General features: G+C 74.0%; 15 protein-coding genes. 7 read left to right on the top strand and 8 right to left on the bottom strand.

Annotated elements, in window-relative coordinates; genetic code table 11:
• The first annotated feature begins 100 nt into the window (after nucleotides 1-100).
• Genes OG500_RS12045 through OG500_RS12035 form a run of 3 tightly spaced genes read left to right on the top strand, consistent with a single transcriptional unit; the run spans nucleotide 101 to nucleotide 1777 of the window.
• Nucleotides 101-484 (top strand): hypothetical protein, encoded by a 384-nt coding sequence (locus tag OG500_RS12045; protein WP_329579610.1) that lies wholly within the window; start codon nucleotides 101-103, stop codon nucleotides 482-484.
• A complete protein-coding gene (locus OG500_RS12040) occupies nucleotides 477-1079 on the top strand; it encodes a DUF6286 domain-containing protein (RefSeq protein ID WP_327066555.1) in 603 nt (200 codons plus the stop codon). The genes OG500_RS12045 and OG500_RS12040 overlap by 8 nt, the downstream gene beginning before the upstream one ends.
• 38 nt (nucleotides 1080-1117) lie before the next feature.
• Nucleotides 1118-1777 (top strand): alkaline shock response membrane anchor protein AmaP, encoded by a 660-nt coding sequence (locus tag OG500_RS12035; protein WP_327066554.1) that lies wholly within the window; start codon nucleotides 1118-1120, stop codon nucleotides 1775-1777.
• Between the two features lie 66 nt (nucleotides 1778-1843).
• On the opposite strand, the gene OG500_RS12030 is transcribed toward OG500_RS12035, so the two are convergent.
• Nucleotides 1844-2614, bottom strand: a complete 771-nt coding sequence (locus tag OG500_RS12030; RefSeq protein WP_329579604.1) for an SDR family oxidoreductase — start codon at nucleotides 2612-2614, stop codon at nucleotides 1844-1846.
• Between the two features lie 116 nt (nucleotides 2615-2730).
• Nucleotides 2731-3735, bottom strand: a complete 1005-nt coding sequence (locus OG500_RS12025) for a DEDDh family exonuclease (protein ID WP_327066552.1) — start codon at nucleotides 3733-3735, stop codon at nucleotides 2731-2733.
• Between the two features lie 145 nt (nucleotides 3736-3880).
• Here OG500_RS12025 and OG500_RS12020 point away from each other — a divergent pair, with 145 nt between their 5' ends.
• From OG500_RS12020 to moaA, 4 genes are all read left to right on the top strand, one after another.
• Nucleotides 3881-4924, top strand: coding sequence for a zinc-dependent alcohol dehydrogenase family protein (locus tag OG500_RS12020; RefSeq protein ID WP_329579601.1), 1044 nt, complete (start codon nucleotides 3881-3883; stop codon nucleotides 4922-4924).
• A gap of 358 nt (nucleotides 4925-5282) precedes the next feature.
• Nucleotides 5283-5678 carry a DUF485 domain-containing protein gene (locus tag OG500_RS12015; RefSeq protein WP_327066550.1) on the top strand — a complete coding sequence of 132 codons (396 nt, stop codon included), beginning with the start codon at nucleotides 5283-5285 and terminating at the stop codon, nucleotides 5676-5678.
• A complete protein-coding gene (locus OG500_RS12010; RefSeq protein ID WP_329579598.1) occupies nucleotides 5675-7297 on the top strand; it encodes a solute symporter family protein in 1623 nt (540 codons plus the stop codon). Before OG500_RS12015 ends, OG500_RS12010 begins: the two co-directional genes overlap by 4 nt.
• Before the next feature lie 104 nt (nucleotides 7298-7401).
• Nucleotides 7402-8391 (top strand): GTP 3',8-cyclase MoaA, encoded by a 990-nt coding sequence (moaA, locus tag OG500_RS12005; RefSeq protein ID WP_327071522.1) that lies wholly within the window; start codon nucleotides 7402-7404, stop codon nucleotides 8389-8391.
• Nucleotides 8392-8398: 7 nt separating this feature from the next.
• Here the strand turns inward: moaA and OG500_RS12000 are convergent, their stop codons facing one another.
• The 6 genes from OG500_RS12000 to OG500_RS11975 form a co-directional block, all read right to left on the bottom strand.
• Nucleotides 8399-8662: a hypothetical protein gene (locus OG500_RS12000; RefSeq protein WP_329579595.1), complete on the bottom strand. Its 264-nt coding sequence runs from the start codon at nucleotides 8660-8662 to the stop codon at nucleotides 8399-8401.
• Between the two features lie 312 nt (nucleotides 8663-8974).
• Nucleotides 8975-9373, bottom strand: coding sequence for a DUF3099 domain-containing protein (locus OG500_RS11995; RefSeq protein ID WP_442789146.1), 399 nt, complete (start codon nucleotides 9371-9373; stop codon nucleotides 8975-8977).
• Between the two features lie 106 nt (nucleotides 9374-9479).
• The gene (locus tag OG500_RS11990) at nucleotides 9480-10043 is read right to left on the bottom strand and encodes an RNA 2'-phosphotransferase (protein ID WP_327066546.1); all 564 of its coding nucleotides are present in this window, start codon (nucleotides 10041-10043) and stop codon (nucleotides 9480-9482) included.
• Between the two features lie 14 nt (nucleotides 10044-10057).
• Nucleotides 10058-11470 carry a metallopeptidase TldD-related protein gene (locus OG500_RS11985; protein WP_327066545.1) on the bottom strand — a complete coding sequence of 471 codons (1413 nt, stop codon included), beginning with the start codon at nucleotides 11468-11470 and terminating at the stop codon, nucleotides 10058-10060.
• Entirely contained in the window at nucleotides 11470-13050 is a 1581-nt protein-coding gene (locus OG500_RS11980; protein ID WP_329579591.1) for a TldD/PmbA family protein, read from the bottom strand. The genes OG500_RS11985 and OG500_RS11980 overlap by 1 nt, the downstream gene beginning before the upstream one ends.
• Before the next feature lie 142 nt (nucleotides 13051-13192).
• Nucleotides 13193-14338, bottom strand: coding sequence for an MBL fold metallo-hydrolase (locus OG500_RS11975; protein ID WP_327066543.1), 1146 nt, complete (start codon nucleotides 14336-14338; stop codon nucleotides 13193-13195).
• Nucleotides 14339-14549 lie beyond the last annotated feature (211 nt).

The raw sequence follows: 14549 nt of genomic DNA, 5'->3' as shown, positions 1-14549 counted from the left end.
TGCTCGGCGCGGTGGGATTCGTGGTCGGGCGGGTGCTGGAGGGCGACCTCGACCTCGGCGACCTCGGCGACCTGCTGCGCAGCCGCGACCGGCGCCACTGATGACGGCCGGGGCGGGCGGCTCGGCCGGCTCCGCGATCGAGCGGGGCTGGGGGCGGGACACCGGCCGGGCCACACCGGCGGCCCGGCGCGGACGCCTGCGGATCGCCGACCGGGTGCTGACCCGGATCGCCCTGGTCGCGGCGCGCGGTGCGCTCGGGCACGGCGGTGCCGGGGAGGAGCCCCGGGTGGCGGCGGCCGTGGCGGACGGCGTGGCACGGGTGCGGGTGGGGGTGGACCTGCCGTTCCCCAGCGACCTGACCGCGCAGGCCGCGGCCGTGCAGGCGGCGGTCGCCGACCGGGTCGGCGCGCTGACCGGGATCCCGGTGCGCGAGGTGGTCGTGGTGGTGGAGCGCCTGCATCCGGTGGGCGGATCCGGTGACTGACCTCGCGCCGCAGCCCGCGGGCCCGCAGGAGCCGCCGCCGGCTCCCGGGGAGCGCCCGAGCGGGCCCGGCTACCGGGCGCCGCGCTCGCCCCGCACCAGGGCGGCCGCCCTGGTGGCGGTGCTGCTGCTGGCCGGCAGCGGGGTGCTGCTCTACGACGCGGCCTCCTCCTGGGCCGGGCACCGGCCCGGCAGCTGGCGCAGCTGGCTGGCCGGGCAGCTCGCCACCCGGCCGGTGGACTCCGGATGGGTGCGCGGCGGTGCGGTCGTGGTGCTGCTGCTCGGCGGCTGGCTGCTGTGGCTGGCCGTGGCCTCCGGCTCGCGGCGCTGGCTGGTGCTGCGCCAGGCCCCCTGGGTGGTGATCGACCGGATGGGGGTGGCGGCGCTGCTGGAGACCCGGGCGCTGGACCTGCCCATGGTGGCGGCGGCCCGGGTGCGGGTGGGACGGCGGCGGGTGCGGGTGACGGTGCACGGCAGCGCCGACCTGGCCGCCGCCCGGTCGGCGCTCGCGGCCGAGCTGGCGGCGGTCGGGCTGCTCCGGGAGCCGGGTCTGCAGGTGCGGGGCCGACCGGCCAAGCACCGGCCGCCGATGCACTAGGGCTTGTCCGGGGCGCGTTTCATCGAGGAGGTGTGGTGATGAGCCGAGCCACCGTCAACCGGTTGCTGCTCGGGCTGGTCGGACTGGTGCTGGTGCTGGGCACGCTGCTGGTGCTGGCCGGCGGCCTGCACGTGTACCGGCACCTGGGGGTGACGCCGCCGCGATGGTGGCCGCTGACCTCGCCGGGCCGACCGGTGCTGAGCACCGCCTCGCGCACCCGCTGGCGGGACCGGGGCTGGTGGTGGCCCGCGGTGGTGGCGGGCCTCGCCGCGGTGGCGCTGCTCTCGCTGGCCTGGCTGGTGGCGCAGCTGCGCCGCCCCGCGCCGGCCGAGCTGGAGCTGCCCACCCCCGGGGTGCCGGGCCTGCGGCTGCGGCTGCGCGGTGCGGCCTTGGCGGCGGCGGTCCAGTACGCGGCGCTGGACGTGCCGCAGGTGACGGCGGCGCGGGTGAGCCTGGTGGGAGGCGGCAAGGGGCTGCGGCTGCGCGCGCTGCTGCTGCTGGAACCCGGGGCCCGGGTGACGCGGGCGGTGCGGGAGTTCCGGTCCGGACCGCTCGACCACGCGGCGGCGGCGCTCGCCCACCAGGGCGAGCTGCCGCAGGACCTGCGGATCCAGGTGGCCCCGACCGAGCCGCCCCGCCCCCCGCGGCCCCCGCGGCAGCCGCGCGGCCGGGCCGGGCGGGCCGCCCGGGTGCGGTGAGCCGCGCGGGCTCGGTGACCGGGTTGGTCACCGGATCGCTCACCGGGTCGCTCACCGGGCGGGCGGTCAGAGAGCGTGCAGGGCACCGCCGTCGACCGGGATCATCAGGCCGGTGAGGTAGGAGGCGGCGGGGGAGAGCGCGAAGGCGGCGACGTTGCCGAACTCCTCGGGGGTGCCGTAGCGGCCCAGCGGGATCCGGGCACTGGCGGCGGTGCGGGCGGCGGCGGGGTCCGGGGCGAGGGAGTCCAGCTCGCGGACCCGGTCGGTGTCGATCCGGGCCGGCAGCAGGCCCAGCACCCGGATGCCACGCGGGCCCAGCTCGCCGGCCAGCGCCTTGGCGGCCATCGCCAGACCCGGGCGCAGGCCGTTGGAGATCCCGAGACCGGGGATCGGCTCGCGCACCGAGCTGGAGAGCACGAAGGCGATCACGCCACCCTCGGTCAGCACGGCGGCGGCCGCACGGGCCAGCCGCAGGGCGCCGAGGAAGACCGTCTCGAAGGAGTCGCGCCAGGTCTCGTCGGTGGCGCTGAGCACCGGGCCGGCGGGCGGGCCGCCGACGCTGATCAGGATGCCGTCCAGCCGGCCGAAGCGGCGCACCGCGGCGGCCACCACCTGCTCGGCGGCGGCCGGGTCGTTGTTGTCGGCGACCAGCGCGGCGGCCGGACCGTCGGGCGCGCCGCCGCCCAGGGCGGTCACGGCGGCGTCCAGGGACTCCTGCCGACGGCCCGTCAGAAGCACCTTGGCGCCGTCGGCGGTCAGCGCGCGGGCGGCGGCGAAGCCGAGTCCGCGGCTGGCGCCGGTGACCACGTACACCTTGTCCTGCAGTCCGAGATCCATGGCCTCATCCTGCCGCAGGGCGGTCCGGGGGTGCTGGGGCGGGCACCGGACGTCGGTTCGCGGGGCGCTGGGGAGTGCCCGCTCGATCCCGTCGGATCGGCGTGCGGAGCCGCAGGTCAGGCGTCCGGGTGCGGTGAGACGTCGGCCAGCAGCTGGAGGAAGGCGTCCTCGCCGATCACCGGGGTGCCCAGCTCGCGGGCCTTGCGGGCCTTGCCGCTCCAGCTGCCCGGCTCGTTGGTGACCAGCACGCTGGTGAGCCGGCTGACCGAGCTCGCGATGTGCAGGCCGGCCGCGATCGCGCGGTCCTCCAGCAGCTCGCGGTCGGTGGCGGTGTCGCCGGTGATCGCCACCCGCATGCCCTGGACCAGCGGGCCGTCCTGCTGCCAGCGCCCCGGGTTCGGGTACGGGCACGGCGGGCGCTTGCGGCTGGGGCGGTAGGAGGAGGACCACGAGCCGCGGGCGGCGGAGGGGGCGGGTGCGGTGGCGTCCTCGCCCAGGTCGGTCACGGCCACGCAGGTGGTCAGCGGCAGCGGCACCCCGCCGCTGAGGGCCAGCTGCAGGCTGGGCCGGAAGGCCTCGGCGAGCACCCGGGCGTCGTCGAGCGCGTTGTGCGCGTTGCGCTGCTGGACGCCGAAGTACTCCGCGAGGGTGGCGAGCTTGCCGTTGGCCAGCGGCAGGCCGAGGTCGCGGGAGAGGACCATGGTGCACAGCCGCTGCTCCACCGGGGCGCGCAGCCCGGCGCGGGAGTACTCACGGGAGATCATGTTCCAGTCGAAGAGCGCGTTGTGGGCGACCATGACCCGGTCGCGCAGCCGCTCGGCCAGCTCCTCGGCGATCTGCGGGAAGGTCGGCGCGTCGGCCAGCATCGCGGTGGTCAGGCCGTGGATCCAGACCGGGCCCGGGTCGCGCTCGGGGTTGACCAGGGTGTACCAGTGGTCGACCACCTCGCCCTCGGCGTCCAGCCGGTAGACGCCCGCGGAGATCACCCGGTCGGTCCGGCCCAGGCCCGTGGTCTCGACGTCGACCACCGCGTAGCCCGCGGGGCTCTCCTGCGGCAGGGCCGCGGGCGCGCCGGTGCGCTGGGTCGGGAACGGGCGAGCCGTGGGCTGGAGCGGATGCATGGTGCACCACTTTAAGGGGCGTCACCGTCGGCGCACGACGTGATCGTCCGGCACGCTGGTCGGGCGGGGCGGGAATAGAGTGGCCGAGGGGGCGGTCGTACTTGCGGAGCAAGGTATTCCGTTTCTCTGTTCGAAGGACATCGACATGCGTGCCACCGTGATCCACGGCCCCCGTGACATCCGGATCGAGGAGGTCCCCGACCCGGTGGTCCAGCGGCCGACCGATGCCGTGGTGCGGGTGGTCAACGCCTGCATCTGCGGCAGTGATCTGTGGGCCTACCGCGGGGTGGCCGCCCGTGAGCCGGGGCAGCGGATCGGGCACGAGTTCCTCGGCATCGTCGAGGAGGTGGGCTCCGAGGTCGGCCGGTTCGAGGCCGGGGACTTCGTGGTCGCACCGTTCGTCTGGTCGGACGGCACCTGTGACTTCTGTCGCGACGGGCTGCAGACGTCCTGTCCGCACGGCGGCTTCTGGGGCAGTGTCGGCTCGGACGGCGGGCAGGGCGAGGCGGTGCGGGTTCCGTTCGCCGACGGCACCCTGGTCAAGCTGCCCAGGGACGCGGCCACCGACCAGGCGCTGCTGCCCAGCCTGCTCGCGCTCTCCGACGTGATGGCCACCGGGCACCACGCGGCGGTCTGCGCCAGGGTCCGCCCGGGGTCGACGGTGGCGGTGGTGGGCGACGGCGCGGTGGGCCTGTGCGGGGTGCTGGCCGCGCACCGGCTCGGCGCCGGCCGGATCATCGCGCTGGGCCGCCACGAGATGCGCACCGGGATCGCGCGCAGGTTCGGCGCCACCGACGTGGTGCCGGACCGCGGTGAGGCGGCGGTCGAGAAGGTGCGCGAGCTGACCGGCGGTCAGGGCGCGCACGCGGTGCTGGAGGCGGTGGGCACCGAGGAGTCGATGCGCACCGCGATCTCGATCGCCCGGGACGGCGGTGCCGTCGGCTACGTCGGGGTGCCGCACGGCGGCAGCGCGGGCGTGGACATCGGCCAGATGTTCGGCCGCAACGTGACGCTGGGCGGCGGCGTGGCACCGGCCCGCGCGTACATCCCCGAGCTGCTCGCCGATGTGCTGGCCGGGGACATCGAGCCGGGCCTGGTCTTCGACCGCACGGTCGGGCTGGCCGAGGTGCCGCAGGGGTACCAGGCGATGGACGACCGCTCGGCGCTCAAGGTGCGGATCGCGTTCTAGGGCCCGTGCGGCGGCCCGTGCGGTGCGGGACCGGCTGAGGTCATCCGGATAATCTGATAAGACGTCAACTCCTTGAGGGGCTTTACCAGTTATTGGTGAAGCCCCTCAAGTCGTGTCCGAAGATCGGCGCTGGACGGCGCCTTTCGGCCAGTTTCCTACGGCGCCGGTGTGAAGAGTGCGCCGAACGTGTCCAATTCGCGTTTCGCAGGGAACCACTCGCTCTTAGCATGCATCGGCACGCACAGGACGCGTGATGCCCATCACGTCCCAGGTGCCCCACCGGCGCAGCTCCGCGCGGTCGTTCCCCGTCCCCCCTTGGCCGCGCGGCCTGTCCCCCCAAGACGTCAGGAGAGACGGAGTGGACCATCCCCCGCAGCCCGGAATCCGACCCGACGGCCCCGCCGCCGGTCCCGCTCCCACCACCGGTGCGGTGGCGCAGATCGAGCGGAGTCCCGAGTTCCGCGCCCTGCGCAGCGCCTTCCACGGCTTCGCCTTCCCGGTGACCGTGGCCTTCCTGTTCTGGTACCTGCTGTACGTGCTGCTGTCCTGCTACGCGCACGACTTCATGGCCACCACCCTGTTCGGGCACGTCAACACGGCCCTGCTGCTCGGGCTGCTGCAGTTCGCGAGCACCTTCGCGATCGCCGCCCGGTACGCCGGCTTCGCCGCCCGTCGGCTCGACCCGCGCGCCGCGGAGCTGCGAGAACGCCATAGTTCCGCCATGCCCGCCCCCTCCCGGGAGGCAGTCGAATGACCCACCCGAGCAGCCTCGCGCTGGCCGGCCCCGCCGACCACCGAGCCCTGACCATCTCGCTGTTCGCCCTGTTCGTGCTGGCCACCCTGGCCATCACGCTCCGGGCCGGGCGGCAGACCAGGACCGCGACCGACTTCTACGCCGGCGGGCGCGGCTTCAGCGGCCTGCAGAACGGGCTCGCGATCTCCGGCGACTACATGTCCGCCGCCTCGTTCCTCGGCATCGCCGGCGCCATCGCGCTGGCCGGCTACGACGGCTTCCTCTACTCGATCGGCTTCCTGGTGGCCTGGCTGGTCGCGCTGCTGCTGATCGCCGAACCGCTGCGCAACTCCGGCCGCTACACGATGGCGGACGTGCTGGCCTTCCGGATGCGCCAGCGCCCGGTGCGCACCGCGGCGGGCATCTCCACCATCGTGGTCTCGGTCTTCTACCTGCTGGCCCAGATGGTCGGGGCCGGCTCGCTGGTCGCCCTGCTGCTCGGCGTCCACGGCGAGGCCGCCCAGCGCTGGACGGTGGTGGCGGTCGGCGCGCTGATGGTGCTGTACGTCACCGTCGGCGGGATGAAGGGCACCACCTGGGTGCAGATCGTCAAGGCGGTGCTGCTGATCCTGGGCGCCGCCCTGATGACGGTCCTGGTGCTGGCCAGGTACGACTTCAACCCCTCCACCCTGCTGGGCGCCGCCGCGCACGCCAGCGGCAAGGGCTCGGCGTTCCTGTCCCCCGGGCTCAAGTACGGGGTGAGCGGCACCAGTCGGCTGGACTTCGTCAGCCTGGCCCTGGCCCTGGTGCTCGGCACCGCCGGACTGCCGCACGTGCTGGTCCGCTTCTACACCGTGCCCACCGCGCGCACGGCCCGGACCTCGGTGCTCTGGGCGATCGGGATCATCGGCGTCTTCTACCTGATGACGCTGGTGCTCGGCTTCGGCGCGGCGGCCCTGGTCGGGCCGAAGGCGATCAAGGCCTCCAACGCGGCGGGCAACACCGCGGCCCCGCTGCTGGCCCAGCAACTGGGCGGCGGCGCGGGCTCCACCGGCGGCGCGCTGCTGCTCGCGGTGATCTCGGCGGTGGCCTTCGCCACCATCCTCGCCGTGGTCGCCGGGCTCACCCTGGCCTCCTCCGCCTCCTTCGCCCATGACCTCTATGCCGGAGTGCTGCGCCGGGGCCGGGTCAGCGAGGGCGAGGAGGTCCGCTCGGCCAAGCTGGCGGCGGTGGTGATCGGGGCGGTGGCGATCGCGCTGAGCATCTACGCGGACAAGCTGAACACTGCCGCCCTGGTCGCGCTGGCCTTCGCGGTGGCGGCCTCGGCCAACCTGCCGACGCTGCTCTACTCGCTGTTCTGGCGGCGCTTCACCACCAGCGGCGCGGTCTGCTCGATCTATGCGGGGCTGGTCAGCTCGGTGCTGCTGGTGGTCTTCTCGCCGGTGGTCTCGGGCAGCCCGGCCGCGCTCTTCCCGCACGCGGACTTCCACTGGTTCCCGTTGGAGAACCCCGGGCTGGTCTCGATCCCGGTCGGCTTCCTGGCCGGCTGGCTCGGCACCCTGTTCTCCCGCCGCCCGGCCGATCCGGCGAAGTACGCTGAACTGGAGGTTCGTTCCCTCACCGGGATCGGCGCGCACTGAGCCCGAGATCCCGCCGGTCTATGCTTGCGCCCGGTCCGCCGTCGGCGGGCCGGGCGCCGGTTCGGCGCTGGGGAGCGCCGGACGAGAAGGGACTGGTGGGCACCGTGCTGCTGGACAGCCATGGACGGCAGGCCGTCGACCTGCGGGTCTCGCTCACCGACCGGTGCAACCTGCGGTGCACGTACTGCATGCCCGAGGAGGGCCTGCAGTGGCTCGGCAAGCCGGAGCTGCTGACCGACGAGGAGATCGTCCGCCTGGTCTCGCTCGCGGTGACCGCGCTCGGGGTGCGCGAGGTGCGGTTCACCGGGGGTGAGCCGCTGCTGCGGCCCGGGCTGGTCGGCATCGTCGCGGCCTGCGCACAGCTGGCGCCGCGTCCCGAGCTCTCGCTCACCAGCAACGGCATCGGCCTGGCGCGCACCGCGCGGGCGCTGCGGGAGGCGGGTCTGGACCGGGTCAACGTCTCGCTGGACACGCTGGATCCGCAGACCTTCCACACCCTGACCCGCCGCCGTCGCCACCAGGACGTGCTCGACGGCCTGGCCGCGGCCGAGGCCGCGGGGCTGACGCCGGTCAAGCTCAACGCGGTGCTGATGCGCGGGGTCAACGACCACGAGGCGCCCGAGCTGCTCGCCTGGTGCCTGGAGCGCGGCTACCAGCTGCGGTTCATCGAGCAGATGCCGCTGGACGCGCAGCACGGCTGGGACCGCTCCCGGATGGTCACCGCCGAGGAGATCCTCGACCTGCTCGCCGCCCGCTTCACCCTCACCCCCGAGCCCAGCACGGTGCGCGGGGCCGCGCCGGCCGAGCGCTGGGTGGTCGACGGCGGGCCCGGGACGGTCGGGGTGATCGCCTCGGTCACCCGCCCGTTCTGCCGGGCCTGCGACCGGACCCGGCTGACCGCCGACGGCCAGGTGCGCAACTGCCTCTTCGCCACCGGCGAGACCGACCTGCGCACCGCGCTGCGGGCGGGCGCCTCGGACGCCGAGCTGGGCGACCTGTGGCGGGCGGCGATGTGGGGCAAGAAGGCGGGCGCGGGGATAGACGACCCGCAGTTCCACCAGCCGGACCGGCCGATGTCGGCGATCGGCGGCTGACCGGCGGTCAGCGCTCCTGGGGAGTGTCCGACTGCGCCGCCCAGTCGGCCAGGGCCACCACCTCGCGCAGGAAGCCGCGCACGCCCAGGAACTGGGACAGGTGCTCGCGGTGCTCGGCGCAGGCGAGCCAGGTCTTGCGGCGCTCGGGGGTGTGCAGCTTGGGGTTGTTCCACACCAGCACCCAGACGGCGTCCGCCTGGCAGCCCTTGGCCGAGCAGACGGGGGGACCGGAGGGGCCGCCGGCCGCGTTGCCGAAGAAGTCGATGCTCATGATCGAAGTTTCTCACCCGGCGGGGCTGAGCAGGATTGCACCATGCTCTTGAAGTGGACATGGCGTCGCGTGGACATGGCGACGCCGGGCAGCCACGGGGGGAGCCGCCCGGCGTCGGTCCATCGCCCCGACGGGGGATGCGGAGCGCGTACGCAGTATGTCACGGAAAGGAGGGGGTTTGGCTAGAGCCCGCATGACTTATTTGAGCTTCTCCTGAGGTTCAGCGGCCCCATAGGGCAGCAAAATTGGGCAATCCGGGCACAGCTGATATGAAACCTCAGCTGTGCCGTCGACGTGCCTGTGTACGGAGAGTCAGCATGCGGTGCTTGTGTCCGGCTCGCCGTCCGCGGGGCCGGTGGCGGTCTCGGCGCCCAGCGGGCCGGTGCCGAGCGGGCCGGTGCCGCCCGGGCCGAGCATCAGGGGGGTGGCGGCCGGCACGTCGAAGGTGCTCGGCAGACCCGGGGCGCGCTCGCGCCCGGCGTTGGCGATGATCACCGCGAAGTACGGCAGCAGCACCCCGCCGACCAGTGCGCCGATCGCCACGTAGCGTTCGACGTTCCACAGGGCCACCGCCAGCAGCACGCAGAGGGTGCGGACCAGCATCGAGATCACATAGCGGCGCTGGCGCCCGCGGACGTCCTCGGTGAGGCTGGTCCGGGCCCCGGTGATCCGGAAGACCTGCTTGTCGTCCGTGCTCCTGCCCACCTGCATCGCCGCCTCAGCTCCCGCCGCTCCCACCCGCGCGACACCGATTCCGCCCGGTTTGGTCCACGGTACGCCGGGCCGCGCCCGGGAAGGAGAGCGGGGGAGCCGGCCGTTACGGCGCGCCGGTCGGGGTGTGAACGGTGAGGTGGGTGGGCGGGACGTGGTCGGTGAGCCAGACGCCGTTGTCGCTGCGCCGGAACCGGTGCCCGGCGGCGGCCAGCGCGGCGGCGTCGACCCGCAGCACCACCGGGCTCCCGTGCCGGGCACCGACCTTGAGCGCGGTCGCCACGTCGGCCGAGAGGTGGACGTCCTGACGGCTCATCGGGCGCAGGCCCTCGGCGAAGATGGCCGGCAGCGAGCGGCCGGCGGTGCCGTGGTAGAGCACCGCGGGCGGCTCGGCCGCGGCCAGGCCGAGGTCGACGGCCACCGAGTGGCCCTGGTTGGCGCGGATCCGCCGCCCGTCCTCGGAGAAGCCGAAGCGCTGCTTGTCGCTGGTGGCCACGATGTGGTCCAGGTCGGCGCGGCCGAGCCGGTTGCCGTGCCGGGCGAGGGCGGCGAGCAGCGCGTCGATCGCCACCCAGCCGCCCTCGTCCAGGGTCAGGCCGACGGATCCCGGGTCGTGCCGGAGTATCCGGGAGAGCCGCTTGGAGGCCTTGACCGTGTGCTTGTCGTCCAAGAAGGGTTCCTTGCCTAGGAGGCCTGGCTGACCGAGCTCATGTTGAAGTCCTTGACCCGCACCGGGGGCATCGCGGCGCGGCTGAACCAGTCGCTCCACTCGCGGGGCAGGCAGTGCTCGGTGCGGCCGGCCTCGGTGATCCGGCCGAGCAGGTCGACCGGGGACTCGTTGAAGCGGAAGTTGTTGACCTCGCCGACCACCCGGCCGTCCTCGACCAGGTAGACGCCGTCCCGGGTCAGGCCGGTGAGCAGCAGGGTGGCCGGGTCCACCTCGCGGATGTACCAGAGGCAGGTGAGCAGCAGCCCGCGCTCGGTGCTCGCGACCAGCTCGGCCATGGTCGGGGCGGCGCGCTGGTCGGCCAGTTCGAGGATCAGGTTGTCGGCCGCCGGGCGCAGCGGCAGGCCGGTGACGGCGGCGGTGTGCCGGGTGGTCTGCAGGCCGGCCACCTCGCCCTTGGAGATCCACTCGGTGGCGCCCACCGGCAGGCCGTTGTCGAAGACCGAGCGGTCGTCGTGCGAGGCGTGCGCGAGGACGAACGGCGCGCTCTGCAGGCCGGGTTCGGCCGGGTCGGAGCGCAGCGTCAGCGGCAGGTCGGTGAGCCGCTCGCCCAGCCGGGTGCCGCCGCCGGGGCGGCTGAAGACGGTGCGGCCCTCGGCGGCCTCGCGGGCATCCATCGCCCAGCACAGCGAGATCATCAGGTCGGCCAGCGCGGAGGGCGGCAGCAGGGTCTCGTAGCGGCCGGCCGGCAGCTCGATCCGGCGCTTGCCCCACTCCAGGCGCTCGGTGAGCGAGGCCTGCAGGGCGGCCACGTCCACGTCGGTGAAGTCGCGGGTGGCGGCCCCGGCCCAGGCGGAGGAGCCGTGCGCCTTGGCGTTCAGCTCCACGGTGCCGGTGGGCTGGTCGTGGCGCAGCCGCAGGCCGGTGGAGCTGCCCAGGTAGGTGCTGGTCAGCTCGTGGTGGGCGAAGCCGTAGAGCGCCTGGCCGGCGGACCTGGCCCGGGCGAAGGCCGCGCCGAGCTCGGGGGCGAGGGCGGCGAAGACGTCGATCGAGGTCTCGGCGGGCGGCGCGGTGAAGTCGGCGGAGACCGGAGCCGCGGGCAGCAGCGGCTGGGCGTCCTCGGCCGGGCCGGCCGCCCGCGCTGCGTCCTCGGCGGCGCGGACCAGCTCCGCCAGCTCGTCTCCGGTGACCGCCTCCCGGGAGACCACGCCGGCGGCGGTGCCCTCGGTGCCGTCCACGGTGGCCACCACGGTCACCCAGCGGCCACGGGTCACGCCGTTGGTGGTCAGCGCGCTGCCGGGGCGCGAGTCCACCGCGGCCCAGCGCAGGTTGGCGGTGGACTTTTCGTCGACCAGGACCACGCAGCCGTCGGCCCGGGACAGCTCCAGGGCGCGTTCGACCAGCTCGTGGGGGGTGTGCTGGGTGGCCATCAGTGCGCCGCCTCCTGCTGCGTGTTGAGGATGCTGACCTGCTCGAAGAGGGCGGACGGGCAGCCGTGGCTGACCGCGGCGATCTGACCCGGCTGCGCCTTGCCGCAGTTGAAGGCGCCGGCCAGCAGGTAGGTCTGCGGCCCGCCCACCGCGCGCATCGAGCGCCAGAAGTCGGTGGTGGTCGCCTGGTAGGCGAAGTCCTTGACCTGGCCGCCGAGCCGGCCGTTCTTGATGGTGTAGGCCCGCTGCGCGGTGAACTGGAAGTTGTACCGCTGCATGTCGATCGACCAGGAGCGGTCGCCGACCAGGTAGAGCCCGTTCTCGACCCCGGCGAACAGCTCGGCGGTGTCCGGCCCGTCGGCGGCCGGCTGGAGCGAGACGTTGGCCATCCGCTGCACCGGGACGTGCGCGGGGGAGTCGGCGAAGGCGCACCCGTTGGACCGGCCCAGGCCCTTCGCCTTCGCCATCCGGCGGTCGAGCTGGTACCCGGTCAGGACGCCGTCGGTGACCAGGTCCCAGGACTGGGTGGCCACCCCCTCGTCGTCGTAGCCGATGGTGGCCAGGCCGTGTTCGGCGGTCCGGTCGCCGGTGACGTGCATCAGCTCCGAGCCGTAGCGCAGCGTGCCGAGCTGGTCGAAGGTGGCGAAGGAGGTGCCGGCGTAGGCGGCCTCGTAGCCGAGCGCGCGGTCCAGCTCGGTGGCGTGGCCGATCGACTCGTGGATGGTCAGCCAGAGGTTGGTGGGGTCGATCACCAGGTCGTAGCGGCCCGCCCGGACGCTGGGGGCCTTGACCTTCTCCGCCAGGTGCTCGGGCAGCTGGGCCAGTTCGCCCTGCCAGTCCCAGCCGGTGGCGTGGCGGCCGGGTCCGGCGCCCGGGGCCCCGGCGAGGTACTCCCAGCCGCGCCCCATCGGCGGGGCCAGGGTGCGCATCGACTCGAAGGCGCCGGTGCGCTCGTCCACCGAGACCGCCTCCAGCGTGGGATTCAGCCGGATCCGCTGCTGGGTGGTGACGGTGCCGGCGCTGTCGGCGTAGAACTTGTTCTCCTGCACGGTCATCAGCTGGGCGTCCACGTGCGAGACGCCCCCGGCGGCCAGCAGGCGGGCGCTCCAGTCGGCCAGCAGGCCGGTCTTCTCGGCGTCCGGCACGTCGAAGGGGTTGATCTCGTAGGAGGAGACCCAGGTGGCGTCGGCGTGCACCGGCTCGTCGGCCAGTTCCACCAGGTCGTCGGAGCCGGCCGCCCGGCTGATCCGGGCCGACAACCGGGCCACCGCGACGGCCTGTTCGGCCACCTTGGCGGCGGCCTGCTCGGTGAGGTCGACCCCGGCGGCGAAGCCCCAGGCGCCGTCCAGCACCACCCGCACCGCGTAGCCGAGGCTCAGCGTGTCGGCGCTGCCGGCCGGCTTGGCGTCGCGCAGTCGCAGGGTGCCGTTGCGCACCCGCTCCAGGCGGAAGTCGGCATGGGAGGCGCCGAGTTGCCCGGCCCGCTCGAGGGCGGCGGCGGCCAGCCGATGCAGCGGCAGGGCGAGGAAGAGCGGATCGACCGGGCGGCCGGACGGTGCGCTGCTGGTGGTCGGCGGCATCGGACTCCCTGGGTGTGACACGGCGATGCGGGGCCCCTTGAGTACAACAGGGGCTCCCGCATCGAATCATGTCCTGTCACCGGGGTTCTCGGCCAGGAAATATCGCGCCGTCTGCCTGATGGAACGTCAGATTCCGGCCGTCTCAGGCCAGGTCGGCCCACCAGGGGTCGAGCTCCGGCGGGTCGGCCACGTCGACCCGCTCACCCGGACGCGGCACGGCGACCGGCACGCCCTGGGCCTTGGCCTCCGCCAGCAGCCGCTCGACCGGCTCGGCCCACGGGTGCAGGCCCAGGTTGAAGGTGCACCAGTGCACCGGGACCAGCAGCCCGCCGCCCAGCTCCCGGTGGGCCAGGACGGCGTCCTCGGGGCTCAGGTGGATGTCCGCCCAGTACTGGTCGTAGGCGCCGATCTGCACCAGGGCGGCGTCGAACGGGCCGTGCGCGGCGCCGATCGCGGTGTAGCCCTCGAAGTACCCGGAGTCGCCGGTGTAGAAGACCTTGCGGGTGGGCCCGGCGATCACCCAGGAGCCCCAGAGGGTGGTGTTGCGGGTCAGCGAGCGGCCGGAGAAGTGGTGTGCGGCGGTGAGCGTGACGGTCAGCTCGCCCAGCGTGCACTTCTCGTCCCAGTCCAGCTCGATGATCCGGTGCTCCGGCACGCCCCAGCGCCGCAGGTGGCCGCCGATGCCCAGCGGTACCGCGAAGGGCGCGGACTGGCTGCGCAGCAGGCGCTTGACCGTCGGCATGTCCAGGTGGTCGTAGTGGTCGTGCGAGATCAGCACGACGTCCACGGCCGGCAGGTCCTCCAGCTCGACCGGCACCGGGTGCAGCCGCTTGGGGCCGACCAGGCCCGAGGGCGAGCAGCGCTCGCTCCAGATCGGGTCGAGCAGCACCCGGGTGCCCTCGATCTCGACCAGCGCGGAGGCGTGGCCGTACCAGGTGATCGCCACGCCGGAGGCGGCGGGCTGCGCCGACAACTGGTCGGCCAGCGGGATCGGGCGCCTGGGTGCGCGCCCGGCGCGCTCGGTGAGGAACCGGCGCAGGGTGCTGGTGTTGAGCGGGGAGAACCCCAGGGGGGTGCGGGCGAGCTCGGACGGGGAGTTGTGGAAACTGCCGTCGGCGAACTGCGGGGAGTTACGGATGCGGTCGTCGTGCTCGGCGTCCGGGGTCCGGCCGAAAGCGGCGGGGACCTCGCGCAGGGCCCAGGCCGCGGCGCCGAGGCCGGCGGCCACGGTGGCCAGGGTGAGCAGCCGGCCCCGGTGCCAAGAGGTCCGGGGGTTTGCCTCGCTCATCGGGATGCCGCCCTTTTCTGGAGAGTTCTCGGCAGTCGGTCGGGGCACAGGCTACGACTGCACCGGCCCGCACCGACAGGGCAACGGGTACTCGGCGTTCGGCGTTCCCGACAGTACCCGGGGGTCGGCCGGACGGGCGAATTGTCGGAATGTGACAGAACCGGACCGGATCACCTGTGGAGGCCCGATTCGCCGCGGTACTGATGCGACC

It is taken from the genome of Kitasatospora sp. NBC_01250 (assembly GCF_036226465.1).
Taxonomy (GTDB): domain Bacteria; phylum Actinomycetota; class Actinomycetes; order Streptomycetales; family Streptomycetaceae; genus Kitasatospora.
This window is presented reverse-complemented; position numbering and strand designations above follow the sequence as displayed.